Source organism: Achromobacter seleniivolatilans (assembly GCF_030864005.1).
GTDB lineage: Bacteria > Pseudomonadota > Gammaproteobacteria > Burkholderiales > Burkholderiaceae_B > Achromobacter > Achromobacter seleniivolatilans.
The window spans coordinates 4,968,886-4,995,025 of record NZ_CP132976.1; the positions used below are offsets into that span (position 1 = coordinate 4,968,886).

Genomic DNA, 26,140 nt, shown 5'->3' on the forward strand with positions numbered 1-26,140 from the left:
CTCCAAATAGCACCATGGGTGGCGATATTTCCATTTGGTGACACCATAGCTGGTGGTCTGCGGAGCGCGGCGATGGGCGGTACGCGCGGCGCAGAAATGACTAGCCCCGGGGCGTGCCCGGGGCTAAGTCTGCGAAAAGTCGACGCGAGGGAGCAGCGCGGCAGGCTGCGGCTGGGGTCAGCGGTTCAATTCGACCAACGAGTCGTTGTATTCCTTCTGAGCCTCTTCCAGCTTGCGTTGCGCCTTCTCGATCTTGTCTTGCTTACCCTTGGCGCGGGCTTCCTTCAGCTCTTGTTCACGCTCGGACACCTTGGTCTGCTTTTCGCGGACATCGGCTTCCCGCTGTGATTGCAGGCGGCTGTCGGTGCAATGGGCCCGGGCTTCGGCCAGAGCTTTGCGCAAACCGGCTTCACGACGAGTGTTGTTCTGTGCCTTGGCGGCGGCGATGTCGTTTTCGATCTCGCAGAACTTGGCGGCGCAACCCCGTTGTGCGGAGCAATCGGTAGCGGCCTGTGCCGGCAACGCGCCGAACAGGGCGCAGACGGCGGCAGCAGCAGTCAGAGATTTGATGAAAGAGGGCATGCAGTGTCTCCGAAAACGTATTGCGGAAGCGCCATCATCGCCTGAGCGCGCGCAGACCGCAATGTGCAGCATCAACGAATCAGCGTGCCTGCCAGCGCGGCGGCGACCAGCAGGGCGCCCAGCCACAGGTTGGCGCGAAAGAGCATGAAGTTGCGATCAGGACGCTGGATATCAAACACCTTCAATTGCCACGCCAAATGCACGGCAACGGCGGCGATACCCACCTGATACGCCCACGACAGACCCATGGCGTAGCCGCCCCAAGCCCATAGCACCACGGTCGCCAAGTAGAAGCCGCCGATCCACAGCTTGCCTTGATCGCCGAACCGCATGGCGGTGGAATGCAGCCCCAGGCTGCGGTCGTCGCGCACGTCTACGTAGGCGTAGATGCTGTCGTAGCCGACTTGCCAGAGCACCGCGCCCAACCACATCGCGACCGCTGCCAGCGGCACGTGGTTCTGCGTGTCCGACCAGGCCATCAGCATGCCCCAGTTAAAGCAGATGCCCAGCACGACTTGCGGCCAATACGTGACGCGTTTGCACAGCGGATAGATGAAGACGAAAGGCAGCACGGCCACAGCCAGCCAGCGGCTCATGTCGTTCAAGAAAAACAGTAGCGATCCGCAGACCAGCAACTGGCCGATCAGGAACCACACAGCGTTCTTCATCGACAGCTGGCCGCTGGTCAAGGGGCGAAAGCGCGTGCGTTCGACGTGTTTGTCGAAGTTGCGGTCGCACATGTCGTTGACGGTGCAGCCGATGCCGCGCATCAGCAGCGCGCCCAGCGAAAAAACAATCAGGCGCTGCAAGTCGGGCAGGCCGCCTGCCGTCTGAATCAGCGCGGCAATGGCAGGCAGCAGCGTCAGCCATGTGCCGATGGGGCGATCCAGACGGCACAGGCGGGCGTAAGGCCGCCACGATTTGGGAAGCCAGCGTTCGACCCAGTCGGTGAAGACGATGTCGCTGAGATCGACGGGAGGTTGTTGCGAGGCGCTCACTGTCACGGCCAAAGTAGGGGAGGGAAAGCCGACAGCATAAAACAACGGCCGGGCATTGCGCCCGGCCGTGGAACTTCAGTGCCGGTCAGGCCGGGGCAATTACGCCGTGTATTCCTTGAGCAGCTTGCCCAGGATGGCGATGCCGGTGCGGATCTTGTCTTCTTGCACGGTGGCAAAGCTCAGGCGCAGCGTGTTCTGCTTGCCCGCGCCGCAATAGAACGGCGCGCCGGGCACGAACGCCACGTTTTGCGCGATGGCCTTTTCCAGCAGCTTGGTGCTGTCGATGTGTTCGGGCAAGGTCACCCAGATGAACATGCCGCCTTCCGGCTTGGTCCAGCTGACGGTGGACGGGAATTCGCGAGCAATGGCTTCCAGCATGCAGCTGCCCTGGGCGCGGTAGATTTCGCGCACATTGGGCAGGTGCTCTTCCAGGAAGCCGTCCTTGACGATTTCGTACACGGCCATCTGGGTCAGCGTGGGCGTGTGCAGGTCAGTGGCTTGCTTGGCTTGCACCAGCTTGTTGATCAACTGGCGGGCGCCTGCGATGTAGCCCAGGCGCAGGCCGGGGGCCAGCACCTTCGAGAACGTACCCAGACGCACGACATTGGCGCCGTATTCGGCGGCCAGCGCGATCAGGCCCGGCTGCGGCTCGCCTGCATAACGCAGTTCACCGTAGGGATCATCTTCGATGATGGTCAGGTTCAGCTCGGCTGCGCGCTTGACCAGCGCAATGCGGCGTTCCAGGTTGAGCGTGCGGCCCGTGGGGTTCTGGAAGTTGGGCAGCGCGTACAGGAAGCGTGCGCCGTCGGCCAGTTCAGGGGTGATGGCTTCAGGGACCAGGCCGCCTTCGTCGGTGGGTACCGGCACGAACTTGGGCTGGTACAGGCTGAACGATTGCAGCGCGCCGAGGTAGCTGGGGTCTTCGACCAACACCTTGCTGTCTTTGTCGATCAGCACTTTGCCCAGCAGATCCAGGGCCTGCTGCGAACCCGACACGATCAGGATCTGATCGGCGGCAACATTGGCGCCAGCGCGGTTCAGGTCGTCGGCAACCCATTGGCGCAGCGGCGCAAAACCTTCGGTCGGGCCGTATTGCAGGGCCGCGCGGCCGTTGGTGGCCAGTACCTTGTCGAATGCAGCACGTACCACTTCTACCGGGAAACCGCCGGGCGCGGGCAAGCCGCCTGCGAACGAAATGACTTCAGGGCGCTCGGTGACCTTGAGGATTTCGCGGATGGCGGAACTGGTAAGTTGCTGAGCGCGTTCCGAGAAGGAAAACGCAGGTTCGAAAGGCTTGTCCATGGATTGCTTCTTGATCAAGAAGGGTAAAGGGAGTGACTTGCAGGGGTAATGCTTGGGGGACTGCAACAAAAAAGTATTGTCCCATACGGTAGCAGCCCGGCCCCTTTAACGCGCGAAACCCCTAAAATCACCTGCATCGATAACCGCCTGTACAGTTACATTTACCGCTATGTTTGAAGCCGCTCCCATCGTTGCCGACTCCAAAGCCGCTCTGTACGCCGAACTGGTCCTCCAGGCCCGCGCGCTGCTGGAAGACGAACCCGACCGCATCGCCAACGCTGCCAATTTGAGCGCGCTGGCCTATCAGGCCTTGCCCGAATTGAACTGGGCAGGCTTTTATTTCTTCGATGGCACGGAACTGGTGCTGGGGCCTTTCCAGGGCAAGCCCGCTTGCGTGCGCATTCCGCTGAACCGTGGCGTGTGCGGCGCCGCCGCCAGCCAGCGTCAGACGCAATTGGTGCCGGACGTGCATGCGTTTCCGGGCCATATCGCTTGCGATGCCGCGTCGCGCTCCGAAATCGTGGTGCCGCTGGTTCGCGATGGCAAGCTGATCGGTGTGTGGGACGTGGACAGCCCCGTGCCGGATCGCTTCGACGAAGACGACCGCCAGGGTATGGAAGCGCTGTGCGCGGTGTTTCTGGCCAGCCTGCGTTAAGCAAGCCCCGCGCGGCCGTTGACACGGCGCCGGGCGCCCGGTAGATTTCTGCATCCGCCCATTCCGGCGTCTATTTCATTCATGATTCCTCAGGCCATTTCTTCCGCTGCTTGCTCCCGCGCCCTGTGCGTGGCGCTGGCTGCTGCCGGCCTGAAATCCAAAAAACAGCCGCTCATCTGACCGGAGCAGCTGTTCCGTCAGATGGGCGACGGAACGGCGGCCTCCTGGCGGCGCATTGGCGCCTCTGCGCGCACCTCTAGTATCCCGAGCACTTCTGTACGGTCCAACCGCGGTCCGCTTACACCGAAGGAGTGTTCACATGCAATCTCATCAATCTTTGTTCCAGGGCGTCTGGGTGCCTCTCGTCACGCCGTTTTCCGGCGGCGCCGTGGATGGCGGAGCGCTGCGCCGGCTGGTGCGCCACTATGCCGCCGCTGGCGTAGACGGGCTGGTCGTATGCGGCAGCACGGGCGAGGCCGCGTCTTTGGATGATGCCGAGCAACTGGCTGTGCTGGACGCCGTGCTGACCGAGGCCGGCAAGTTGCCCGTGATCATGGGGCTGGCGGGAAATCACCAGGGCCACGTATTGCAGCGGCTGTCGGCGTTTGGCACTCGGCCGCTGGCTGGCATCTTGGCCCCCGCACCCTACTACGTGCGAGCGGGGCAGGAAGGCGCCGCCGCGTATTTCCGTTGCCTGGCTGATGCCTCGCGCGCGCCCCTGGTGCTCTACGACATCCCTTACCGGACGGGCACAACGCTGGATACGGCGACGTTGCTGGCGCTGGCCGCGCACCCGAACATTGCGGCGATCAAGGATTGCGGGGGCACCCTGGAAAAGACGCTGGCGCTGATTGCCGATGGGCAAATGAATGTGCTGGCGGGCGAAGATCTGCAATCGCTGTCCGTGCTGTGTCTGGGCGGGACAGGCATGATCGCTGCTGCCGCGCACATCCGCCCCGATCTGTTCGTCGCCATGTATCAAGCCGTGCGGGCGCAGCAACTGGAGTTGGCTAGAAAGCTCTTCCAGGCGCTGGTGCCGGTCATTCAACTGGCCTTTGCCGAGCCCAATCCGGGTCCGCTGAAGGCGCAATTGGGGCGGCAGGGATTGCTGACCGACGAGCTGCGTCTGCCCATGCCCGCGGCAAGCGCTGCATTGGCGGCTCGCATGGACGCGGCGGTAGCGGGATTGAACCGGCAGTTTCCCTGCCAATAGCCCGAAGTTGGCGTTTCGTTCGTCAGCTTTGTGGTGCCCGGATTCATTTGGTAATAAATCACCTACCGGGAAGCTGACGGATTGCTTATGATGCGGCCATTCTTCGGGGTGAAACAAAACGTTCATGGCCCAAGCTTTTGAAGCCTTGTCCGCCTGGCAGGTGATGCTGGCGGGACTGCTGTTCTTCGGCGGCATTTATCTGGTGTTCGGCGCGGCAACCTGGCTGCTTACGCAGTACGTGTTGCCGGCGTTGGGCATCGGCCGTCCGCTCGATCCGCGGCCCTTGGCAGCGGGCCAATTGCGCCGGGAATTTGCGCAGTCCGGTCTGTCCATTCTGTTGTTCGGGACAGGCATGATTTTTCCATGGGGCCTCTTGCAATTGGGGTGGGCGCATCTGGACCCAGATCCCAGCTGGCAAAAGGTCGTGGTCGAGATCCTGGTGCTGGTTGCCTGGAACGACGTGCATTTCTGGATCAATCACCGCTTGCTACATACCAAGCCGCTGCGCCGCTTCCATTTGCCGCATCACCGCTCAGTCGTGACGACCCCGTTCTCGACTTATAGCTTTCACCCCATTGAGGCCCTGATGCTGGGCAATGTGATCATGCTGCCCATGGTGCTGCATGATTTCAGCTTTTGGGCGTTGGCATCCGTGCCGCTGTTCAGCCTGTTCTTTAACTGCATCGGGCACGCCAACTACGACTTTTTCCCCAAGGTGTCCTACGCCCACTGGTTCGCCGCCAGCCGCAGGCATCACCTGCACCATGCCTGCTACAACGGCAATTACGGATTCCAGTTCACCTTCATGGACCGCTTGTTCCGCACCCGCCTGAAGGCCGAGGCGGCCGGCCCCCAGCTGGACGCGTTCCGGCAGCGAGAATCGATTGGCGGACGGGCCTAGTCTGCGGCGTCGGCTGCCGGCGCTGCGCAATCGGCGTGACTGGCAAAGCCTGACCTATCTGGCGGCGCTGCCTGCGCTGTCAGCCTGGCAATGGATCTATGGCTTTTGGTGGCCGCTGTACGCGCTGATGTTGTTTCTGACGTTGGGCATCGGCGTTATCCACCACAATCACACGCATATCCGGATGTGGCACGGGCGCTGGACCAATCGCGCCACCGACTTCTGGATCACGCTGCTGCAAGGGCATCCGACCTTCGTTTTCTATCCGGCGCACGTGGCCAACCATCACCGCTACAAGCATGGCGCGCAGGATGTGGCCCGCACCTATCGCTTTGGCGGCGATACGAATCATCTTTGGGGCTACCTGATCCATCCCTTGCAGGCGGGCTGGGTGCTGTATCCCTTGTTCTTCGCATGGTTGGGCCGCTTGCGGCGCCACTGGCCAGGCGCGTGGCGGTATTGCCTGGCGCAATACGGAGCGTGGCTGGGATTGTGGGGCGGCTTGCTTGCCGTGAACCCGATGAAGGCGCTGGTGTTTGTGATCGTGCCGCAGCTGCATGGCCTGCACTGGCTGTTGGCGACCAACTATTTGCAGCATGCGCATGCCGATGGCGGCCCGCGCAAGCTGGCCGGGCTGAACTACGCGCGTAATTTCGAAGGCCTGGTCAATCCCCTGTTGTTCAACATTGGCCTGCACACTGCGCATCACGAGCATCCGCGCGCGCACTGGTCCGAACTGACGCACCTGCATCGCGAGCACTACCGTGCGCGCGTGAATCCGGCTTTGAACGAGGGCGGTCTGACGCCTTATATGTTCCGCGTCTTTGTGCTGGGCGCGATCCTGCCGCGTTATCGCAGCCGTTCTTGCATGGCGCCCGAGCACGTCCGGTAGCGCCGCAACCTTACACTCCTACTAGAGACCCGCCATGCCCATTGCGTTTCATCGTGTCTACCTGGAGAGCGCCGGCTATTTCATGCCGGGCGAGCCCGTGTCCAACGAAGCCATGGACGACTACATCGCTCCGCTGAACCGGATGTCCAGCCGCATCAAGAGCCGGATCTTGGCCGAGAACGGCATCAAGCAGCGTTACTACGCCATTGATCCGGAAGGCCAGACGGTGTTCACCAACGCGCAGTTGGCGGCGCATGCCATTCGCGACTGCCTGCGGCGTCACGACAGCGATCTGTCGGCGGTGTCGCTGCTGACCAGCGGCTCTTCGGGCGGTGATGCCCTGATGCCCGGCTTTGCGAACATGATCCAAGGTGAATTGGCCGCGCAGCCGATGGAGACCCTGTCGGTCCACGGCATTTGCGCCGCTGGCGTATCGGCTATCCAGGTGGCGGCGCAGGGCGTCGAAATGGGCGGGCATGCCAGCGCGCTGGCCGTGGCCAGTGAATTGCCGTCGCGCATGTTCAAACGTTCGCGTTTTGCGGCGCGCGGGTACGACGCCGATTTTGACGCGCACTTTCTGCGCTGGATGCTATCTGACGGCGCGGGCGCTGTGCTGCTGGGCAATACCGGGCGCGCGCTGCCTGGCGCGTCCAGCGGCGTGCGCTTGCGCTTGAAGTGGGTCCACCAGCGGTCGTTTTCGGGCGATTATCCTGTGTGCATGCAGCTGGGGCTGTCGGCCGACCGCCAGAAGGGGCATCTGGATTATCCGTCCTGGAATGAGGCCGAGGCCGATGGCGCGTTGTCATTGCGCCAAGACATCCGCTTGTTGCCGCATTTGTTCGACATTGGCATCCATGAGTACGCCAAGCTGGTGCGAGACGGCTGGCTGGACCCGGATCAGGTGGATCACTTCCTGTGCCATTACTCGTCCGAGAAATTCATTCCGGTCGTGGAAGACCTGATGGAGAAAGCGGGCCTGGTGATTCCGCGTGAACGCTGGTTCAGCAACTTGGCCTGGCGCGGCAACACGGGCGCGGCATCAATTCTGGTCATGCTGGCGGAGTTCCTGGAAACCCGCGAGGTGAAGCCGGGCGAACAGATCTTCTGCTACATCCCCGAATCCGGGCGTTTCATGGCGGCCTATATGCTGCTGGAAGCCGAGGCAGTGCATACCGGCGCGGTGGCGGCAGGCAAGCCCGCTGCATCCGCCGCCGCGTCTGCCACCGCGTCTGCCACCGATATGCAGAGCGGTGACGCCGACGCCATTGCCCCGCCGCATGACCCCGATATGGCCCCGCAAGGTCTGGGCCAGTTGCTGACTGAACTGGCCGCCATCTGGCACGATTACCGCTCGCGCGTCTGGCGCACGCCGGTCGTGCGCCGATTGCGCAATCGCCAGTTTGAAACGGCCGACTATCTGAATTGGATGGAAAACTGGATTCCGCAGGTGCGAGAAGGCAGCAAATGGATGCGCGAAGGCGCGGCGTCCTTGTCCGAGCAGTACGCGCCCTTGGCCGCGCTGATCGACCTGCATGCTGGCGAAGAGCAGAACGACTTCGAAATCCTGTTCCAGGACTATCGCAAGGCGGGCGGCACGGTCGATAGCATTGACACGTTGCGGCGCAACCCGGGCGGTGAAGCGCTGAACGCCTATCTGCACAGCTTGGCCGCAACCAACGATCCGATCGGCCTCTTGGGCGCGATCTACATCATTGAGGGCACGGGCCAGCGCATTGTGCCGGCCTTGCTGCCTTTGCTGAAGGCCAGCCTGAAGCTGCCGCCAGATGCCTTCCGCTTCTTGGAGTATCACGGCCATAACGACGAACATCATCTGGCACGTTGGTTGTCGGCCGTGGAACTGGCGCTGGATTGCGACGAAGACGGCCGCGCCGAGCAGCGCATCGTTGCTACGGCGCGCCGCACGGCCGCGTTGTACCTGATGCAATTTCATCACGTGATGGAGGGTGATGCGGCATGATTCCGGACCCCGATTTTCTTGCCAAACCGCATGACCCGAAAGATCCCAGTCCGTGGCTGGCTTTGTATCTGGATCGCAGCACGCCGTTGCCGGACAAGGTTAAAAAGGCCTGGCTGACGGATTCCAGCTGCGCGTCGCGTCAATACCTGTTGCCGTTTCTGAGGCCGCTGGCACGCGCCTTCATCATCGTGATTCAGGTGGTGAAGACCTTTCTGCCGCGCCGCTGGTCGCATTCCAAACTGCTGCATCGCATTCTGGCCTGGGGCCTCAAGCGCTTTGTGTCGCCCGAAGCGAATTGGCTGATTCTGCGCCACTTCCATCTGGGCGCGCAGGCGCTGTCTTTCATTGCCGCGAACTCGCCGGTAAGCATCACCACCACGCCGCTCAAGCCCCTTGAGATCGATGATCTAAAGGACGAACTCTTCGTTAAACACGATTTGAACCTGTTCAATTTCGTGATCCGCCTGAACCAGGCGCTGCGCGATGCGGGTGTGGAAATGCACGCGCCGGAGACGGTCGACTTCTCGATGCTCGAGGACCCGCCCCTGAAGCTGGAAGACATGCCGCAGGGCAAACTCAATTTTCTGGATCTGCAAAGCGCCATCGAGTTGTTTACGCCGCTGTACCAGCTGATGCTGACCGATAACGACTTCTGGCGCGCGGCCAATTCGCTGCAGCTGGATGAGACGATCGGCATCTATGCCGCCAAGCTGCTGGGCGCGCCGCAGCATCTGATTCTGGTCAACAACAGCCATCCGCTGGTGCCGATGTCCACCTTGCGCGCCGGTTATCGCCTGGTGCTGCATGGCTTGTCGACCGAGATGCTGCACAGCTTGCTGATGGAGATGAAGGCGGCGCAGCAGGGCGCCGAGCCGCCTGCGCCTATCGCATAAGCAAGATTGCGCGAAGGGGGCGGCTTAGTGTTGACCCTCTGGTTACACGGGCATATCGCCGCGTTATATTGCGACCCTTGCCCGTCAAGCTGCCGGGCCGCGTCTTTACCGCGTGCAGCGCCGCTGCGAAATTCCTCTTCCGGAAATCTCCGATATGCCCCAGTCCATTGAAGTCATCGCCACCATTTTGTTTGCCGTGGCGGTGCTTCATACCTTTTCCGTTCCGTTCTTTGCGCGGCTGGCGCATCGTGGCGGCCCGCATGCGGGTTTCTGGCACCTGTTTTCGGAAGTCGAGGCCGTTTTCGGCGTGTGGGCCTTTGCGCTGATCGTGACGATGGCGGCATTGTCGGGTCCGTCCGCGGCAATCGGCTACATGGACACGCGCAACTTCACCGAGCCGCTGTTTGTTTTCGCGATCATGGTGGTGGCTGCCAGCCGGCCGATCCTGGAACTGGTGGGGCTGGTGGTGCGGTGTGTGGCGCGTGCGCTGCCGTTGCCGCGCGCGCTGGCGACCTTTTTCGTGGTGATGGCCCTGGTGCCGTTAGGCGGGTCATTCATTACCGAGCCCGCGGCCATGACACTGGCTGCCATTTTGTTGCGCGATGCCTATTTCCGGACAAGCGGACACGCGGGCTTCAAGTATCTGACTTTGGGTGTGCTGTTCGTGAACGTGTCCATTGGCGGGGTGCTGACGTCGTATGCGGCGCCGCCCGTGCTGATGGTGGCTTCGACCTTCGGGTGGGATTCCACGTTCATGGTTCAGCACTTTGGCTGGCGCGCCGCCGTGGCGGTCTGCCTGAATGCGGGCCTCTTGACCTTTATTTGCCGCAAAGCGCTGCTTGAGCGCTCTGTGGGAACGGGCGGAGGCGTGGATGGGCTCGACGGGGCTGATAACCGGCCGCCGGTGCCGTGGATTGTCGTGCTGGTCCACCTGATGTTTCTGGTGGCGGTGGTGCTCACCGCGCACCATCCGGCAATCTTTCTTGGGCTGTTGATGATGTTTATCGGCTTTTCGGAAGCCTATAAGCGCCATCAGAACCGTTTGATGATCAAGGAAGGGTTGATGGTGGGGTTCTTCCTGGCCGGGCTGGTGGTGCTGGGCGGATTGCAGAAATGGTGGTTGCAGGATTTGCTGGGGGGGCTGGAGCCCTTCGTGCTGTTCTGGGGCGCCACCGCGCTTACGGCCATCACCGACAACGCCGCGCTGACCTATCTGGGTTCGTTGGTGGAAGGCACGAGCGAGGCCTGGCGGTATATGTTGGTGGCTGGCGCGGTGACGGGGGGCGGCCTGACGGTGATTGCCAACGCGCCGAATCCGGCGGGTTTCGCCATTCTTAAGAATCACTTCCCGGATGGCAGTATTTCGTCGGGCAGGTTGTTTTTGTCCGCCCTGGGGCCGACACTGGTGGCCGCCGTCATGTTCCTGCTTCCCGTCTAAAAATGGGTCTTGCCTGCCCGGGCTGCGAGCCCGTGCAGGCCCTTCGGGCAAGCCCGGCGGAGCCTGACTCCGACGGTTCATGAAAAACCGCTAAAATTCAAGACTTTCCCGTATTTTTCCGGCCTCGCCCGCCTGCCACCCCGGACCCTTCCGTCCGGCGACTGACGGCTTTTGAAACACCGGGCCCGCGCCTGGGAGCCCTCGATGCCCATTTATGCGTACAAATGCAGCGCCTGCGGCCATGCCAAAGACGTCTTGCAGAAGATTTCCGATGCGCCGCTTTCGGTTTGCCCCGAATGCGGCCAAAGCTCGTTTTCCAAGCAGGTGACCGCAGCTGGATTCCAGCTCAAGGGCTCCGGCTGGTACGTCACCGATTTCCGTGGCAATGGCAACGGTGGCGGCCAGGCCGCCCCGTCGGCGTCCGCTGAAAGCGCCGCGCCGGCTGCTGCGCCTGCAGCGTCTGCGACGCCGGCTGCCCCAGCGGCTGCCCCCGCAGCGGCGGCTCCCGCGGCTCCGGCTGGCGGGTCGTCCGCTTCCTAGGCGCTCGCGATGCGAATGCGCGTCTTCAAAAAGTACTTCATCACCGGCCTGCTGATCTGGGTTCCGCTGGCGATCACGGTGTGGGTGCTGGGTTTGCTGGTCACGACTCTGGAAGGGTTCGTGCCTGGCTTTTTGTCGTCCGAATCGCTGTTCGGCATCGACATTCCTGGCTTCCGCTTCGTTCTGGTGATTGTGGTGGTGTTGTTGACGGGCGTATTCGCGGCCAACCTGATTGGCCGTACCATGGTGGATCAGTGGGAAAACCTGCTGGGCCGCATTCCTCTGGTGCGCTCCATCTACAACTCGGTCAAGCAGGTCAGCGATACCGTGCTTGCCCCGAATGGCCAGGCGTTTCGCCGCGCAGTGCTGGTGCAGTATCCGCGCGCAGGTTCCTGGACTATCGCTTTTGTCACCGGCACGCCCAGCGGTGAAGTGGCCGAACGCCTGTCGGGCGACCACATCAGCGTGTATGTGCCGACGACGCCGAACCCCACGTCCGGCTTTTTCCTGATGATGCCTCGCTCAGAAGCGATCGATCTTCAGATGAGCGTGGACGCGGCTTTGAAGTACATCGTTTCCATGGGCGTGGTCGCCCCGGCTCAGGCGTTCGCGCCCGTGGACCGGCCGGCCCCGCTCTCTCCGGAGCCTGGCGTGCAAGACGCGCCGCGCGCCGATTCGTAACCCTTACGCTCAAACTAAGCACACAACGGAGTCATCCCGCATGCGTACCTGCTACACCGGCCAGGTTTGCCGTGACCATCTCGGCCAGACTGTCACCCTGTACGGCTGGGTGAATCGCCGCCGCGACCACGGCGGGGTCATCTTCATCGACTTGCGCGACCGCGCGGGCCTGGCTCAGATCGTGTTCGATCCGGACAACGCCGCTTTCGCCACCGCAGAGCGTCTGCGCAACGAGTTCTGCATTCGCGTTACCGGTCTGGTGCGCGAGCGTCCCGCCGGCACCGCCAACAGCGAACTGGCCTCGGGCGAAATCGAAGTGCTCTGCAAGGAAGTCGAGATCCTGAACGCGTCGGTCACACCGCCGTTCCAGCTGGATGACGACAACCTGTCCGAAACCACTCGCCTGACGCATCGCGTGCTGGACCTGCGCCGCCCGCAGATGCAGCGCAACCTGATGCTGCGCTACCGCGTGTCGATCGAAACGCGCAAGTTCCTGGATCAGTTGGGTTTCATCGACATCGAAACCCCGATGCTGGCCAAGAGCACGCCCGAAGGCGCGCGCGACTATCTGGTGCCCTCGCGTGTGAACGCCGGCCACTTCTTCGCGCTGCCCCAGTCGCCGCAGCTGTTCAAGCAGATGCTGATGGTGTCGGGCTTTGACCGCTACTACCAGATCACCAAGTGCTTCCGCGACGAAGACTTGCGTGCTGACCGCCAGCCCGAATTCACCCAGATCGATTGCGAAACCTCGTTCCTGAACGAATTCGAAATCCGTGAAATCTTCGAGAACCTGATCCGTCATGTGTTCTCGGTGGTGCAAGGCGTTGATCTGCCGTCGCCGTTCCCGATCATGCCTTGGATCGAAGCGATGCGCCGCTACGGTTCGGACAAGCCGGATCTGCGTGTGCAACTGGAATTCACCGACATTACCGACGTGATGCGCGATGTGGACTTCAAGGTGTTTGCCGCCGCCGCTACGGCGCCGGGCAGCCGCGTGGTCGCCTTGCGCGTGCCGGGCGGCGCCGAAATGTCGCGTAGCGAGATTGACGGCTACACGCAGTTCGTCGGCATCTACGGCGCCAAGGGCCTGGCCTACATCAAGGTCAACGACGTGGCCAAGGGCCGCGACGGCATGCAATCGCCCATCGTCAAGAACCTGCACGACGCAGCCTTGGCCGAACTGGTCAAGCGCACCGGCGCGCAAGATGGCGACATCATTTTCTTCGGTGCAGACCGCGAGAAGGTCGTCAACGACGCCATCGGCGCGCTGCGCGTGAAGATCGGCCACAGCGAATTCGGCAAGAAGACCGGTTTGTTCACCCCCGGCTGGAAGCCGCTGTGGGTTGTGGACTTCCCGATGTTCGAATACGACGAGGAAGACGGCCGCTACACCGCTGCCCACCACCCGTTCACCAGCCCGAAGGATGGTCACGAAGACTTCCTGGAAACCGATCCCAGCAAGGCGTTCGCCAAGGCTTACGACATGGTGCTGAACGGTTGGGAAATCGGCGGCGGCTCGGTCCGTATTCACCGCGAAGAAGTGCAGAGCAAGGTGTTCCGCGCGCTGAAGATTGGCGCTGAAGAAGCTCGCGAGAAGTTCGGCTACCTGCTGGACGCGTTGCAGTATGGCGCGCCTCCGCATGGCGGCATTGCTTTCGGTCTGGACCGCATCGTAACGATGATGACCGGCGCCGAATCGATCCGCGACGTGATCGCCTTCCCGAAGACGCAACGCGCTCAGGATCTGCTGACGCAAGCTCCATCGGAAGTCGATGAAAAGCAACTGCGCGAATTGCACATTCGGTTGCGTAACGTCGAACCGAAATGAAGTAATCTGGCGTAGCGCTGCCGCTTGGTGCGGTGGCGCTCAGCCAGCCTATTCTCTCGGGGGGTGCGCCAGATTTTTGGCGCACGCCCGATGTTGAAAAGGCGTCATATCCTCTATGTCGCTTATTCGAGTCGTCAGCTACAACATTCACAAAGGCCGTTCGGCATCGGGCCGGCTCGCCTCGCTGAATGAACTGCGCCTGGGCCTGTATGGCCTGCGCCCAGACCTGGTCTTCCTGCAGGAAGTCCAAGGCCGCAACGAGCACAAAACGCTGCTCGACGCCCAACACGAATCGCTTGCCGCTGCCTTGCGGCTGGATGTTGCCTATGGCCGCAATGCCATTCGTGACACGACGGACCATGGCAATGCGCTGTTGTCGCGCTTCCCCATTCTTGACCACGAAAACGTGGACATTTCCGATCATCGGATGGAGCAGCGCGGGCTCTTGCATGCGCGCATCGAAGTCGATGGCCGCGCGGTGCATTGCTTCGTGGTGCATCTGGGATTGTTCGCGGGCAGCCGCAGCCGGCAGATCCTGGCGCTGACCGAGCGTATCGGGCGCATGGTGCCGGACGGCGAACCCATTCTGATCGCGGGCGACTTCAATGACTGGGGCGACCGCCTGGCGCCGTTGTTCGTGCAGCAATTGGGCTTGTACGAGGTGTTTTCCCATGCGCCGCGCAGTCATGGCGGCGAACTGCCGCGCTTGCGAGATTCCGTCAAACGTCTGAGCAACGCATTGCGCGGATTGCCCAACAGCGGCGTGTCTGCGACGCAACGCACGAATCAGTTGGGCATGGACGGCAGCTCGCGTTCGCCGTTGCCGCCGCCCCGCACGTTCCCCGCTGTCTTTCCCTGGTTTCGCCTGGACCGCATCTATCAACGCGGTTTTGCCGTGCGCAGCGCGCGCGTGCTGCGCGGGCGGGAATGGGCGCGGCTGTCCGATCACTCTCCTTTGCTGGCCGAGTTGGAACTACCGTGAAGGCCGAGCAGGTCAAGTTGGAGTGGACAGAGGGCAATGACATCCGCTTGCTTCAAAACGGCGGAGACTTCTTTCCTGCGCTGTGTGCGGCGATCGATGCGGCCCAGGTCAGCGTGCATCTTGAGACCTACATCTTCATCGTGGACCGCAGCGGTTCACGAGTGCTGGAAAGCCTGGCGGCCGCGGCGCGGCGCGGCGTCAAGGTCCGTGTCGTGCTTGATGGATTCGGCAGCGCCGATAGCGTGGACGATGTGCGCGCGCAATTGCTGGACGCCGGCGCGCAGTGCCGCATATTCCGTCCCGAACCCCGCTGGTTCGCCCGCCTGATTCCATCGCGCAGCCGCTTGCGACGGCTGCATCGCAAGGTGACGGTCGTGGATGGCCGCATTGCTTTCATCGGTGGCATCAATGTCGTCGATGACTATGATGACCTGGACCCGACCGACGGCATTGCCGCGCCACGGTTTGATTTTGCCGTGCAGGTTGAAGGTCCGCTGGTCACCGATGCGGCGTATGCCCAGGATTTGTTGTGGGTACGTCTGAACTGGGCGCGGTTACGGCGCCACCCGCGCGACTGGAGCCGTATGCGGCTCACAAAACCGCATCATGCCTGGGTGGGGCCTTGCGGAACACTACGCGCCGCGCTGGTGTTGCGCGACAACCTGCGCTTTCGCCAGACGTTTGAACGCGCCTATTTGTTCGGCATATCGCAGGCGCGCCGCGACATTCTGATCGCGAACGCCTACTTCTTTCCAGGCCTTCAATTCCGCCGCGCACTGGCCAAGGCCGCGGCGCGCGGCGTGCGAGTGCGGCTGCTGCTGCAAGGCAAGGTCGAATACCGCATGCAGTATCACGCCACACGCTCGCTCTATGACCAGCTGCTGCGCGATGGCATCGAGATCTATGAATACATGCCCAGCTATCTGCATGCCAAGGTCGCGGTGATCGACGACGTGGTTACGGTGGGTTCCTCTAACCTGGACCCATTCAGCCTGTTGCTGGCGCGCGAGGCCAACGTGGTTGTGGACAACCCGGCCTTTGCCTGGGATTTGCAGGAACGGCTTGAGACTGCGATTGCCGAAGGCGGGCACTTCATTCGTCCGCTGGATTATCAGCGCCGCGGCTGGGTGAGGCGCTGGGTCGATGCGGCGTCCTACACGCTGCTGCGGATCGGCGTGGCGTTGACGGGCACGTCGGACAAATACTGAACGCTCGCGGCTCAGGCGCGTCGTTTGATCAGCCCCAACGCCAACGCGGTGCCTACCAGAATGATGGCTGCGCCTACCGCGATGGACGGGGTGATGACCTCGTCCAAGAACCATGCGCCCCATACCACGCCAAAAATCGGCACCAGGAAGGTGACGCTGACGGCTGCCGTGGGCCCGACGTTGGCAATCAGGCGGAAGAAGACGATATAGGCGGCGCCGGTGCAGACCACCGCCAGCAAAACTGTGGAAATCCAGGCGGCCATCGAAGCGGGCGCTTCGGGCCATGCAGAGATGGCCAGCGGCAGCAGCACCAGCGACGCTGCGATCATGCTGCCCGTGGCGCTGGCCAGGGCATCCACGCCGGTCAGGAAACGTTTGGTCCAGTTGGCGGCAATGCCGTAGAACACAGGTGCGGAGACCGCCGCCAGCACGGCAGGCCCAGTGCCTCCCGCCTGGAAATTCAGCTTGTCCCATACCAGCACGACAATGCCGACAAGGCCGATCAACAGGCCGAGCGATCGCATCCACGGCAGCCTGTCCTTCAGCCATAACCAGCCGACAACTGCACCCCAGACAGGCGTGACCGCATTGGCGACCGACAGGAAGCCCGCGCCCAAAGACTGGGCGGCGTAGGCGTACAGCAGAAACGGCACGGCCGCGTTCAGTGTGCCGACCACCAGCAACGCTTTCCAGTGGCGGGCAATCAACGGCAACTTACCGCGCCAAATCGCGGCGGGCAGCAGGAACAGCGCGGCCAGACCTACGCGCAATTCAATCAACGCGACGGGACCGAAATCCTTGACGGCAACGCGCATGAAGAGAAAGGAGCCGCCCCAGACGGCCGCCAGAAGCAGCAGGTCCAGTAAATTGCGTTGACGCATGGTTGTCTCGTATTCGTCTTGGGCCTGGTCATGGCAGGCCTTGGGTCTGCGCTATTTGCGGCTTGTGACCAGGTTCTTCATCTTGACCCTGTGCGCCAGAAGCGCACAGGCCAGGGACAGCACAATACACAACACGAGTCCCGTGCGCACTCCGTTTAGTACCGTGCTGTGGGAAATAAGAATGCCGACCACGGCGGTGCCCAGCGCGCTGCCGATGGCGCGCGTCGTTTGTACCAAGGCCGAGGCCACGCCCACATCGCGGCGTTCGCTCAGCATCTGCATGAAAAGCGTCAAATTGGGCAACAGAAAGCCCAAGGCGCAGCCATTGACGAAAAACGCGGCCAGTATCCACCACGCCGACGTGCCCGGGGAGATCAGCAGCACCATCAGGCTTCCTGCCGCCAACAGCCCGCCGCCAAACACCATCAGCCGTTGCGGTTCAGTTTGTTTGGGAAAAAGCCGGCCGTTGACAATGCTACCCACCGAGATCGCGGCAACCAGCGGCGTCAACAGCAGGCCGGCTTCGCTGGGCGTGTAGCCCAGCACCTGCTGAAGCAGCAGCGGGCTGTAGAAAATCAGAATGAACATCACCGCGCCCACCATCATTGCGGACAGATTCAGCAGGCGCGACTCCTGTCCTTGCAGCACGCGGAGCGGGAAAATCGGCGAGGTTACGCGGCGTTCAGTGGGAATCAGAATAACAATGGCAATTACGCCGATGACCGCCAGGGTCAGACCCAATAACGGATGCGCGTGCTCGCCCTTGGCAAAGGCCAGCTCCAAGGCGGCCAGCGGCGCGCCGACAGCAAGCACCAGCAGGATGGCGCCCAGCCAGTCAATCTTGCGGCTGCCATCATGAATCGGACGGATACGGGGGAAATATCTGGCCAGCAAAAAGAACGCGCCGGCCGCCGCAATTGGCGAAATGAAGAAGGCCGCGCGCCAGCCCAGGGCTTGCGTGGCCGCGCCGCCCAAGACGGGGCCTATGCCGCTGGCCATGGCGAATGCGGCCGACACCAGAGCCATCCAGCGCACGCGTTGTTTGGCGTCGGGGAACAGATCTGCGGGCGCGGCGAAAGCCGTGGCGATCATCATGCCGCCTCCCACGCCTTGCAAGGTGCGAAATACGATCAGCTGCGTCATGGACTGCGCCAGGCCACAGGCGATGGACCCGAGCGCGATGATCAGCACTGACACCAGCATCAGAGGCTTGCGGCCGAACATGTCGCCGAGCCGGCCAAAAATCAGGATGGATGCGGCTGTGGCCAACAGGTAGCCGGTCCCCACCCAAGCGTAAAGCGCCATACCGTTCAGCGCTTCGGCCACCCGCGGCAGCGTGGTGCTGATGATGGTGGAATCCAACGCGGCAAGCACCACGGTTGCCGACACCCCAGCCATGGCCATCAGCAAATCCCGGCGGGAATGTGGTGAATCGGCGGCTGGCGAGGGCGATGGTGGCGGCGGAGTCATGCCGCGTAGGATATCACCGGCCCACTAGGGTTTTCACTTGTAAAACGAGTGATAACCCCAGAAAACTGCAATGACCAGCACGACAAGAATCCAGGACCAGCGCGAATTCGATAGCCCTCGGGGTTCGGGTTCCGGTGGCGGCGGCGGTGGCGCGATGCGTGGTTGTACGGCCATGTGGTCGATAAAGGCGGCGAAGAAATTCTGGATGATTTTCTCGCCGGCTTTCAGCAGCAGGCCTTCGCCGCATTCCGCCAGCTTGCCACCCGCCATGCCGGCGACGGTGTAGGCCACACGCGTGCCATGATCTTTAGTGGTGAGGTTGATCTGGGCGGTGCCAATCGCCAGGCAGGCTGCTCGGCCTTTGCCTTCGAAGACTAGCGTGCAGCTGTCAGGAGCGGCAACGTCCGACATCAGGATTTCGCCCTCGTAGTCGGTATCGATGCCGGCGAGCTTGGCGCGCAGCGTCACGGCGTATTCGGTGGGACTGCGCATTGCGACTTCTACGCAGCCCGGTATGCACTTCTGCAACACTCTCGGGTCGGTCAACGCATCCCAAGTCTGGTGCTGGGTTGAAGGAATCCACTGGGCATCGGCAATGCGCATGGTTGTCTCCTTGCTGTTAGAGGCGTTATGAACCCATTGTGGACCTGCATTGCGAAAATTGCCACGTCTTGGCGTCTTTTCGCGGCATTGGCGGCTATTGAGATTTACTATTATTCAGCGTGGATTGCGTCGGGTTATAGCAGTCAGCCGCGTCAGGTGGGCCATGCGTGCATGTTATGATTCAGGGTTAATTTGATGCCTAGTATGCGGTTCTTGCGCTTAGCGATCGCCGGCTTTCAATTTGAATAGTTTGTTAAGACATTGTTGCCAGTTGCCTTGGGTGCTGAATTGAATTTTTTGATTTTCAGCCGGTCCAGGCATATTCAACCAGATGCGGTTGTGCAGCAAAAAAACGGTGGTCAGACACGCGCCTAACGGTTTTTATCGACGCCCTGTTTGTATACATTCTAATAACTTCATGTCCGGCTCGGGTCTTCGCATTTGAAGAAACAGGACGTTTAAGTGGAATAGGTAGTGTGAATCCTCATCAGGCACAGCGTGTATCTCCAGCAGCAATGCTTTCCAGCATCTGGAGCAATCGAAAGCTCGCCGTTCAAATGTGCAAACGAGAAGTCTTGGGCCGATATCGCGGTTCGATCTTCGGTTTGGCGTGGTCTTTTTTCACGCCATTGCTCATGTTGACGGTATATACCTTCTTCTTCACTGTCGTGTTCAAGTCGCGCTGGGGTGTCAGTCAGGATGCCGGCCACGCCAACTTCGCGGTGGTGCTGTTTGTGGGCCTGATAGTGCACGGATTGTTTTCCGAGTGCATTAGCCGTGCCCCGGGCTTGATTCAAAGCAACGTTACCTACGTGAAAAAGGTGGTATTTCCGCTGGAAATATTCCCCTGGGTGGCGATGGGCGCGGCCCTATTCCACGCGGCCATCAGTGTGTGCGTGCTGTTGATTGCGCAGCTGGTCCTGAGCGGTTCCATTTCCTGGACAGCCATATTCTTCCCGATCGTGCTGTTCCCGCTGTTGCTGGTGACGATGGGATTCGCGTGGTTTTTATCCGCAACCGGCGTGTATGTGCGCGATATTGGCCAGACAATCGGTTTGGTGATGTCGGTGCTCTTATTCATATCGCCCGTGTTTTATCCGATTTCGAATTTGCCGCCGAAGGCTCAGGCGATTGTCATGCTTAATCCTCTGACATTGATCATCGAGGAGTCCAGAAACGTACTGCTGTATGGCAAGCTTCCGAATTGGGGGGCGCTGGGAATTTATGCGGCAATCAGTTTGGTGATTGCATGGGCCGGATTCTGGTGGTTTCAAAAAGCGCGGAAGGGGTTTGCTGATGTCCTTTGATAGCGATGTCATTCGCGTTGACAGTCTGAGCAAGTGTTATCAGATTTATGATCGGCCGCATGATCGGCTGAAGCAATTCGTCGCCCCTCGTATGCGCAGCATGCTTGGCCGGCCGCCGGTCAATTACTTCCGGGAATTCTGGGCGCTGCGCGACGTTTCTTTCAATGTGGGTCGCGGCGAGACCGTGGGCATCATCGGCCGCAATGGCTCTGGTAAGTCCACGCTGCTGCAGATGATTTGCGGAACGCTGGCGCCAACTTCGGGCAAGGTTGAAACGAACGGCCGTGTGGCCGCGCTGTTGGAGCTGGGGGCAGGGTTCAATCCCGAGTTCACCGGCCGCGAAAACGTCTTTCTCAACGCGATGGTGCTTGGTCTGAATCAGGCCGAAATTGAATCCCGCTTTGATGCTATTGCCGCCTTTGCCGACATTGGCCAATTCATCGAGCAGCCCGTAAAGCACTATTCAAGCGGGATGTACGCACGCTTGGCCTTTGCCGTGGCGATCAACGTTGATCCGGACATTCTGGTAGTGGACGAAGCGCTCGCTGTGGGCGACGAGCCATTCCAGCGGAAGTGTTTTGCGCGGATCGATGCAATCAAAAATCGTGGCGCCACGATTTTGTTTGTCTCGCATTCCGGCGCCGCTATTATCAATCTGTGCGATCGCGCTGTTTTGTTGAATGCGGGTGAACGTCTGTATACCGGTATTCCCAAGCGCGCTGTTTATTTCGGACAGAAGCTGGGCAATACAACCAGCGACAAGGCCCTGGAGCTGATCGCCGAAATTCGTCGGACTGATGCCGAAGGGGATGCCGCTGCCGCCGCCCCTGCTGCACCGCAAACAAGCGCCGATACCCAGGAATCCAACAAAGCGCCTGTTGGCGGCCTGGAGCCGTTCTACGACGCGACCTTTGTGCCAGACACGCTGTCCTATGATGAGGTCGGCGCGAAGCTTACGGCTCCCGAACTGCAAACGATGGCTGGGGCTCGCGTAAACCACATCCTTCGTGGTCACCGCTATAAATTGAAGTGCAGCGTCCAAGTCGTCGAGGATTGTTCGGCTGTTCGATTTTATGCGCTGATCCGCACCACGTCGGGTATCGATCTGGCGGGCTGCGCGCATCCCATGTTGGATGACCACGGCATCGATTTCACGGCGGGCACAACTTTGGATCTTGAATTCGAATTTGAGTGCTCGTTGAATCCTGCGACTTATTTCTGCACGTTTGCAATGCAAGGTGAAGACGGTTCGCTGCATCACCGTATCGTCGATGCGCTCGTCTTCAGAGTCATGGCGGACGAACCTAAGCCATCCACTGGTCTTTTTGATATTGGTTTTCAGCCCCGAATCGTGTTGGATGCCTCGACCAAGTGAACGCGTAACGTTCCCGCAATTAAAGAATACATATGCACAATCTTCCGACCGATTACAAAGAAATGAATGGGATGCTGTTTCCGCAAACGGATGGCAGCATTCCTGAATTTACCTATACCGATGGCGCGGACTTCGAGCTGGAAATTGAGCGGATCATTGCCCGAGCGCAAGATCGTTCGCTGTTTTCACGCGAGTTGACGGGTGCGATCTGGGACTGGCGGTCCGCCTGTCATCTTTCGCCGGTGCGCGCCAATATCTTGCGGCCGCTGGAAGCGTTGTGCCGCGGGCGAGTGCTTGAACTGGGCTCGGGCTGCGGGATCATTACGCGCTATCTTGGCGAGCTTGGAGGCGACGTTGTCGCTCTGGAAGCCTCTGCGCATCGCGCTTCGATTACGCGTCAACGCACGGCTGACCTGAAGAACGTGTCTGTTGTCTGTGACCGCATTGAAGACTTCAATGCTGAGCAGAAGTTCGACGTGGTGACGATGATTGGCGTGTTGCAATACGCCCGCATTTTTTCCCATTGCGGCGATCGCGCCGAACTGGATTTGCTCCAGAACGCGGCTCGCCAGCTCAAGGACGACGGCGTTTTGGTCATCGCGATCCAGAACAAGCTGGGACTCAAGTACTTCTCGGGTTTTCCGGAGCCTAACGTTGATGTGCCGTATTACGGCATTGAAGGCCAATATGGTCCGGATACGATCATCCGGTTTGGTTTGGACGAGTTGAAGGGCATTCTGGGTTCGGTGGGCCTGAGCGCGCAGGAAGTGCTGTTCCCGCTCCCGGATTACCACATGCCGGTCTCGCTGCTGAGCTCAAAAGGGATGGATCCCAAGGGTCCGTTCGGCGCTCGGGCGTTCCTGTCGGGTACGGTTGGACGCGACCGCGCCCGGCCGGATTGGATCATTCCGTCGTTCTCGCTGGAGCAGGTCTGGGAGTCCATCCACGAAAACGGGCTGGCTGAAGATCTGGCGAATTCGTTCCTGATCATTGCCGGCAAGACGCCCAAGGCGGTCGAGCCTGTGCGCGAAGCTCCGGATCTGGCGTGGCACTACAGCGTGGAGCGTCATCCCGCTTTCGCCACCGCCAAGCGCTTCTTCCTTCAAGATGGCACGGTGCACACTGCCCGGCATCGCGTCGCGCAGGCTGAGGCGCCTGCCGTGCCTGTGTCGCATACGATCGAGGACGGCCCTTACCTGAACGGGCCGGTCTGGTGGTTGGGGCTCTGCAAAATCCTGAACACGCCGGGATGGTCTGTCGCGGACGTCTGTGAATGGGCCAGGCCTTGGATCGATGCGCTTTGCCGGGAAGCCAATCTGGGCGCTGCGGTATCTTTGTCGTTAGATAAGTCAGTGCCTGGCGCACTGTTCGATTGGACGCCGCTCAATTGCATCGAGACAGCTCCAGGCGAGCTGACATTCTTTGATAAAGAATGGACGATCGAGTCGGAACTGAGCCTGTCCTACGTTATTTTGCGCGGTTTGTTTGGCAGCATGGCAAGCGTTGCCAGTGTCGCCAGACCGGCCGAAGGTACGCCGCTGCATATTCTTGAGTTGCTGCGTGAAGCGTTGCGGATGCAGAGCATTGGCATTACGGATCATCACATCGAGAGCTACATCGCGCAGGAATCGAGCGTGCAGCACTGGATCAATGGCGGCGTTGAAGGGCGCATTGGCGAGCCCTGGGTGGCTTACGTCAAGACGGCAAAGCTGCTCGTGCGTGTTGACAGCCGCCACATGCGGGCATTGCTGGAACAGGCCGAAGGTCACGATGTCAGCCAGCAGCAGGTATTGCAGGCGCAAGCCGCTGAAATTGCTGCGTTGCGCGGCACGGTGGAACAGTATCAAAGCAGGGCACTTGCAGAAGCCGGATCGCGCTGGACGCGCGCCTATAGAGCGCTGTTTAGCAAATCAAGCTAGTTTTGCCTGATACAAATGTGTTTTCCGGGAGCGGGAACGTCGGGTTTTAGTCTCGTTGCTCCTCCTATAAAAGCAATTCAGATCCCTTGCAGTACCAGGCAGATCGCTTGCGTATGACATCAGGCGCGTCGTGTGCGCTTGCGCAAAGCCTGGTTCGGCATAAGAGGATAGGCGGGCATACCATGAAGGTTTTGCAAGTAAACGGATATCAGTCCCCCGGACGTCGTTTCAATGGGTTATCCCTGAAACCGCATCTCGAGGCGCATGGCGTATTCTCCAAGCATTTCGTGTGGGAGCACGACAGGCAGGAAGAGGATGTCGTGAGCCTTGATGGCAAAATCCTGCGCAAGATCAACCGCTTTACGCGGGGAGTGGAAAAGACGCTCTCGTTGCAGTCGCAGCTCTATTCCAACGGTATGCATATGCGCCGGATGGAAGCGTTTCGCGAAGCCGATCTGGTCCATTACCACATCATCCATTCCGGCTTTTTGAGCATGCAGTCCCTGCCGTCGCTGACGGCCGACAAGCCTACGCTCTGGACGCTGCACGATCCGTGGGCCATGACCGGCCATTGCATCCATCCGTTTGCATGCCAGCGCTGGAAGACCGGTTGTGGCCAGTGCCCGGACCTCAAGACGGATTTCGCCATCCATCGCGACACCACGGCGCTTAATTTCCGTCTGAAGCGTTTCGCCTATAAGCGCTCGCAGTTCGAAGTGCTGGTCGCTTCGACCTGGATGGAGAACATGGTGCGCCAATCGCCTTTGATGGAAGGCGTGCCTGTCCACAAGATTCCCTTCGGCCTGGATTTGAACTTCTTCAAGCCGGGTAATCAGGCTGAAGCCAAGGCCCGGTTGGGCATAGAGCAAAATCGGCTTGTGCTGTGTTTCCGTTCCGTTGTGAATGACTTCAAGGGCCTGCAATACGTCATTGAGGCGTTGGAAAGGCTGCAGACGCAAGTGCCGATTTGTCTGCTGACGCTCAATGACAAGGGCCGGGTCGACCAGTTCAAGAACCGTTTCCAGATGGTCGAGCTGGGCTGGACCAATGACGACACCGTCATGCAGGACGTCTACAGCGCGACCGACCTTTTCCTTATGCCATCGCTGGCGGATTCATTCGGCCTGATGGCTGTCGAGGCCATGGCCAGCGGCAAGCCGTCGGTTTGTTTCGAAGGAACGGCATTGCCAGATGTGATCTTTACGCCGGACGCGGGTTTAGCCGTGCCTTCTCGCGACTCCGCTGCATTGTGCGCAGCGATCGAACGACTTATTCACGACCCGCAAGAGCGTCTGCGCCGAGGCGAAAAATCTCGTCAACTGGCCGAACAGCATTACGACATACGCTTGCAGGCCGAGCGTATGGCGGCCGTGTACGAACGCGTGATCAACAACAGACGGAAGGCGCAATGACGGCTCAGAGCGTATCGATCCAACCCGTGGCCAGCGCAAAACCCGACGGCGTGCAGCGAGGCCAGCGAGTGGCGTGGGCGGACTTGTGCCGCGTGGTGGCCATCTATGGCGTGATCCTGATCCATTCTTGCGGCGCGGCGTTTTATGCGTTTGGCAAGTCGCCCCTGACGGACTGGCTGTCCGCCAATGCGCTGGATTCGGTCGTGCGCGTAGCGGTCCCGCTTTTTGTGATGATCTCGGGTGCGATGCTGCTCAAACCCGGCATGCCCATCGCGACACCGCGGGATATTCTTCGCCGTGTGCTGAAGGTGCTGATTCCGCTGATCTTCTGGAGCGCGGCGCATCTGTATCGCAATAATGCGCTGGGCAGCTACGGTGAAGGTCTGTTGACGATCTTTACCCAGCCCGCCATGTATCACCTTTGGTTCGTGTACATGATTGTCGGGCTGTACCTGTTGTTGCCGTTTTTCCAGGCGATCTACGAAGCGCTGCGCACCAAGCCAGCCCTCAGTGTCTATTTCTTCGTGGTGTGGTTCGTGATTACCTGCGTGCCGCTGTATTGGCCGTTGCGGGTGCTTGGCATCATGCAGCAAGGCAGTTTTTTAGGGTATGGCGGCTTCTTCATTTTGGGCGGGCTGATCAACGGCATCAGACGCGAATCCATACCGCGCTGGTTATGTGTGGCTGTGTACGCGGCTTGCTCCGCCATCACGTTCTACCTGACCTGGCGCTTCAGCGAGCAAGCGGGCGTGGCTGTCGAGCGGGCTTACGTGTACTTCACGCCGAACGTCGTGATTGGCACTATCGCGGCATTCCTGGCGTTTTCCACAATTGAGCTCTCCGGCCGGCCTGCCGCGTTCTTTCAATGGCTGGGAGACCGCAGCTTCATTATTTTCTTCGTGCACGTGGTCGTGCTGGAACATGTGCGCTACAGCGCCACAATCCGGATGCTGACCGAACACTTGCCCATGTTCTTCGTGATCCTGCTGATTTCGTTGAGCACCTTTTTCTTCAGTTGCCTTATTGCAGCTGTCATTCGATTGATTCCGGGAGCCAGCCGTGTTGCCGGGTAACGTTGCGAA

At 60.5% G+C, this 26,140-nt stretch carries 23 protein-coding genes; 17 read left to right on the forward strand and 6 right to left on the reverse strand.

Annotation, left to right across the window (positions count from 1 at the left end; translation table 11 throughout):
- Nucleotides 1-177 precede the first annotated feature (177 nt).
- From RAS12_RS22430 to RAS12_RS22440, 3 genes are all read right to left on the reverse strand, one after another.
- On the reverse strand, nucleotides 178-582 hold the full coding sequence (locus RAS12_RS22430) for a DUF1090 domain-containing protein (protein WP_306941526.1): 405 nt from the start codon (nucleotides 580-582) through the stop codon (nucleotides 178-180).
- A gap of 71 nt (nucleotides 583-653) precedes the next feature.
- Nucleotides 654-1,580 (reverse strand): 4-hydroxybenzoate octaprenyltransferase, encoded by a 927-nt coding sequence (gene ubiA, locus RAS12_RS22435; RefSeq protein ID WP_306941528.1) that lies wholly within the window; start codon nucleotides 1,578-1,580, stop codon nucleotides 654-656.
- Between the two features lie 99 nt (nucleotides 1,581-1,679).
- Complete coding sequence (locus tag RAS12_RS22440; protein ID WP_306941530.1) at nucleotides 1,680-2,882, reverse strand: aminotransferase-like domain-containing protein; 1,203 nt, start codon at nucleotides 2,880-2,882, stop codon at nucleotides 1,680-1,682.
- A 169-nt stretch (nucleotides 2,883-3,051) separates the two neighbouring features.
- Between RAS12_RS22440 and msrC the strand changes: the two genes are divergently transcribed.
- The 12 genes from msrC to clsB all read left to right on the forward strand — a co-directional run bounded on the left by msrC (nucleotide 3,052) and on the right by clsB (nucleotide 16,091).
- The gene (msrC, locus tag RAS12_RS22445; protein WP_306941532.1) at nucleotides 3,052-3,537 is read left to right on the forward strand and encodes a free L-methionine (R)-S-oxide reductase MsrC; all 486 of its coding nucleotides are present in this window, start codon (nucleotides 3,052-3,054) and stop codon (nucleotides 3,535-3,537) included.
- 319 nt (nucleotides 3,538-3,856) lie between these two features.
- A complete protein-coding gene (gene dapA / locus RAS12_RS22450) occupies nucleotides 3,857-4,750 on the forward strand; it encodes a 4-hydroxy-tetrahydrodipicolinate synthase (RefSeq protein ID WP_306941534.1) in 894 nt (297 codons plus the stop codon).
- Between the two features lie 124 nt (nucleotides 4,751-4,874).
- The gene (locus RAS12_RS22455; protein ID WP_306941535.1) at nucleotides 4,875-5,651 is read left to right on the forward strand and encodes a sterol desaturase family protein; all 777 of its coding nucleotides are present in this window, start codon (nucleotides 4,875-4,877) and stop codon (nucleotides 5,649-5,651) included.
- Nucleotides 5,635-6,543: a fatty acid desaturase family protein gene (locus RAS12_RS22460; RefSeq protein ID WP_306941538.1), complete on the forward strand. Its 909-nt coding sequence runs from the start codon at nucleotides 5,635-5,637 to the stop codon at nucleotides 6,541-6,543. Before RAS12_RS22455 ends, RAS12_RS22460 begins: the two co-directional genes overlap by 17 nt.
- A gap of 34 nt (nucleotides 6,544-6,577) precedes the next feature.
- On the forward strand, nucleotides 6,578-8,521 hold the full coding sequence (locus tag RAS12_RS22465) for an iron-containing redox enzyme family protein (protein ID WP_306941540.1): 1,944 nt from the start codon (nucleotides 6,578-6,580) through the stop codon (nucleotides 8,519-8,521).
- Entirely contained in the window at nucleotides 8,518-9,414 is an 897-nt protein-coding gene (locus RAS12_RS22470) for a DUF6999 family protein (RefSeq protein WP_306941541.1), read from the forward strand. Before RAS12_RS22465 ends, RAS12_RS22470 begins: the two co-directional genes overlap by 4 nt.
- 154 nt (nucleotides 9,415-9,568) lie before the next feature.
- Nucleotides 9,569-10,852 carry a putative Na+/H+ antiporter gene (locus tag RAS12_RS22475; RefSeq protein ID WP_306941543.1) on the forward strand — a complete coding sequence of 428 codons (1,284 nt, stop codon included), beginning with the start codon at nucleotides 9,569-9,571 and terminating at the stop codon, nucleotides 10,850-10,852.
- Between the two features lie 204 nt (nucleotides 10,853-11,056).
- On the forward strand, nucleotides 11,057-11,392 hold the full coding sequence (locus RAS12_RS22480) for an FmdB family zinc ribbon protein (RefSeq protein ID WP_306941544.1): 336 nt from the start codon (nucleotides 11,057-11,059) through the stop codon (nucleotides 11,390-11,392).
- A 15-nt stretch (nucleotides 11,393-11,407) separates the two neighbouring features.
- Entirely contained in the window at nucleotides 11,408-12,073 is a 666-nt protein-coding gene (locus RAS12_RS22485; protein WP_371321312.1) for a DUF502 domain-containing protein, read from the forward strand.
- Between the two features lie 40 nt (nucleotides 12,074-12,113).
- Nucleotides 12,114-13,901 (forward strand): aspartate--tRNA ligase, encoded by a 1,788-nt coding sequence (gene aspS, locus RAS12_RS22490; protein ID WP_306941546.1) that lies wholly within the window; start codon nucleotides 12,114-12,116, stop codon nucleotides 13,899-13,901.
- Nucleotides 13,902-14,016: 115 nt separating this feature from the next.
- Nucleotides 14,017-14,883 (forward strand): endonuclease/exonuclease/phosphatase family protein, encoded by an 867-nt coding sequence (locus RAS12_RS22495; protein ID WP_306941548.1) that lies wholly within the window; start codon nucleotides 14,017-14,019, stop codon nucleotides 14,881-14,883.
- The gene (clsB, locus tag RAS12_RS22500; protein ID WP_306941550.1) at nucleotides 14,880-16,091 is read left to right on the forward strand and encodes a cardiolipin synthase ClsB; all 1,212 of its coding nucleotides are present in this window, start codon (nucleotides 14,880-14,882) and stop codon (nucleotides 16,089-16,091) included. Before RAS12_RS22495 ends, clsB begins: the two co-directional genes overlap by 4 nt.
- A gap of 11 nt (nucleotides 16,092-16,102) precedes the next feature.
- Here the strand turns inward: clsB and RAS12_RS22505 are convergent, their stop codons facing one another.
- The 3 genes from RAS12_RS22505 to RAS12_RS22515 all read right to left on the reverse strand — a co-directional run bounded on the left by RAS12_RS22505 (nucleotide 16,103) and on the right by RAS12_RS22515 (nucleotide 19,045).
- Complete coding sequence (locus tag RAS12_RS22505; protein WP_306941552.1) at nucleotides 16,103-16,972, reverse strand: DMT family transporter; 870 nt, start codon at nucleotides 16,970-16,972, stop codon at nucleotides 16,103-16,105.
- Between the two features lie 51 nt (nucleotides 16,973-17,023).
- Nucleotides 17,024-18,376, reverse strand: coding sequence for an MFS transporter (locus tag RAS12_RS22510; protein WP_306941554.1), 1,353 nt, complete (start codon nucleotides 18,374-18,376; stop codon nucleotides 17,024-17,026).
- 99 nt (nucleotides 18,377-18,475) lie between these two features.
- Complete coding sequence (locus RAS12_RS22515; RefSeq protein WP_306941556.1) at nucleotides 18,476-19,045, reverse strand: SRPBCC family protein; 570 nt, start codon at nucleotides 19,043-19,045, stop codon at nucleotides 18,476-18,478.
- A gap of 515 nt (nucleotides 19,046-19,560) precedes the next feature.
- On the opposite strand from RAS12_RS22515, the gene RAS12_RS22520 reads away from it, so the two are divergent.
- The 5 genes from RAS12_RS22520 to RAS12_RS22540 all read left to right on the forward strand — a co-directional run bounded on the left by RAS12_RS22520 (nucleotide 19,561) and on the right by RAS12_RS22540 (nucleotide 26,131).
- Nucleotides 19,561-20,352 carry an ABC transporter permease gene (locus tag RAS12_RS22520; RefSeq protein ID WP_306951572.1) on the forward strand — a complete coding sequence of 264 codons (792 nt, stop codon included), beginning with the start codon at nucleotides 19,561-19,563 and terminating at the stop codon, nucleotides 20,350-20,352.
- Nucleotides 20,342-21,727 (forward strand): ABC transporter ATP-binding protein, encoded by a 1,386-nt coding sequence (locus RAS12_RS22525; RefSeq protein WP_306941558.1) that lies wholly within the window; start codon nucleotides 20,342-20,344, stop codon nucleotides 21,725-21,727. Before RAS12_RS22520 ends, RAS12_RS22525 begins: the two co-directional genes overlap by 11 nt.
- Before the next feature lie 32 nt (nucleotides 21,728-21,759).
- A complete protein-coding gene (locus tag RAS12_RS22530) occupies nucleotides 21,760-23,646 on the forward strand; it encodes a class I SAM-dependent methyltransferase (protein WP_306941560.1) in 1,887 nt (628 codons plus the stop codon).
- 113 nt (nucleotides 23,647-23,759) lie between these two features.
- The gene (locus RAS12_RS22535) at nucleotides 23,760-25,058 is read left to right on the forward strand and encodes a glycosyltransferase family 4 protein (RefSeq protein ID WP_306941562.1); all 1,299 of its coding nucleotides are present in this window, start codon (nucleotides 23,760-23,762) and stop codon (nucleotides 25,056-25,058) included.
- Nucleotides 25,055-26,131, forward strand: coding sequence for an acyltransferase (locus RAS12_RS22540; RefSeq protein WP_306941563.1), 1,077 nt, complete (start codon nucleotides 25,055-25,057; stop codon nucleotides 26,129-26,131). The genes RAS12_RS22535 and RAS12_RS22540 overlap by 4 nt, the downstream gene beginning before the upstream one ends.
- The last annotated feature ends 9 nt before the right edge of the window (nucleotides 26,132-26,140 follow it).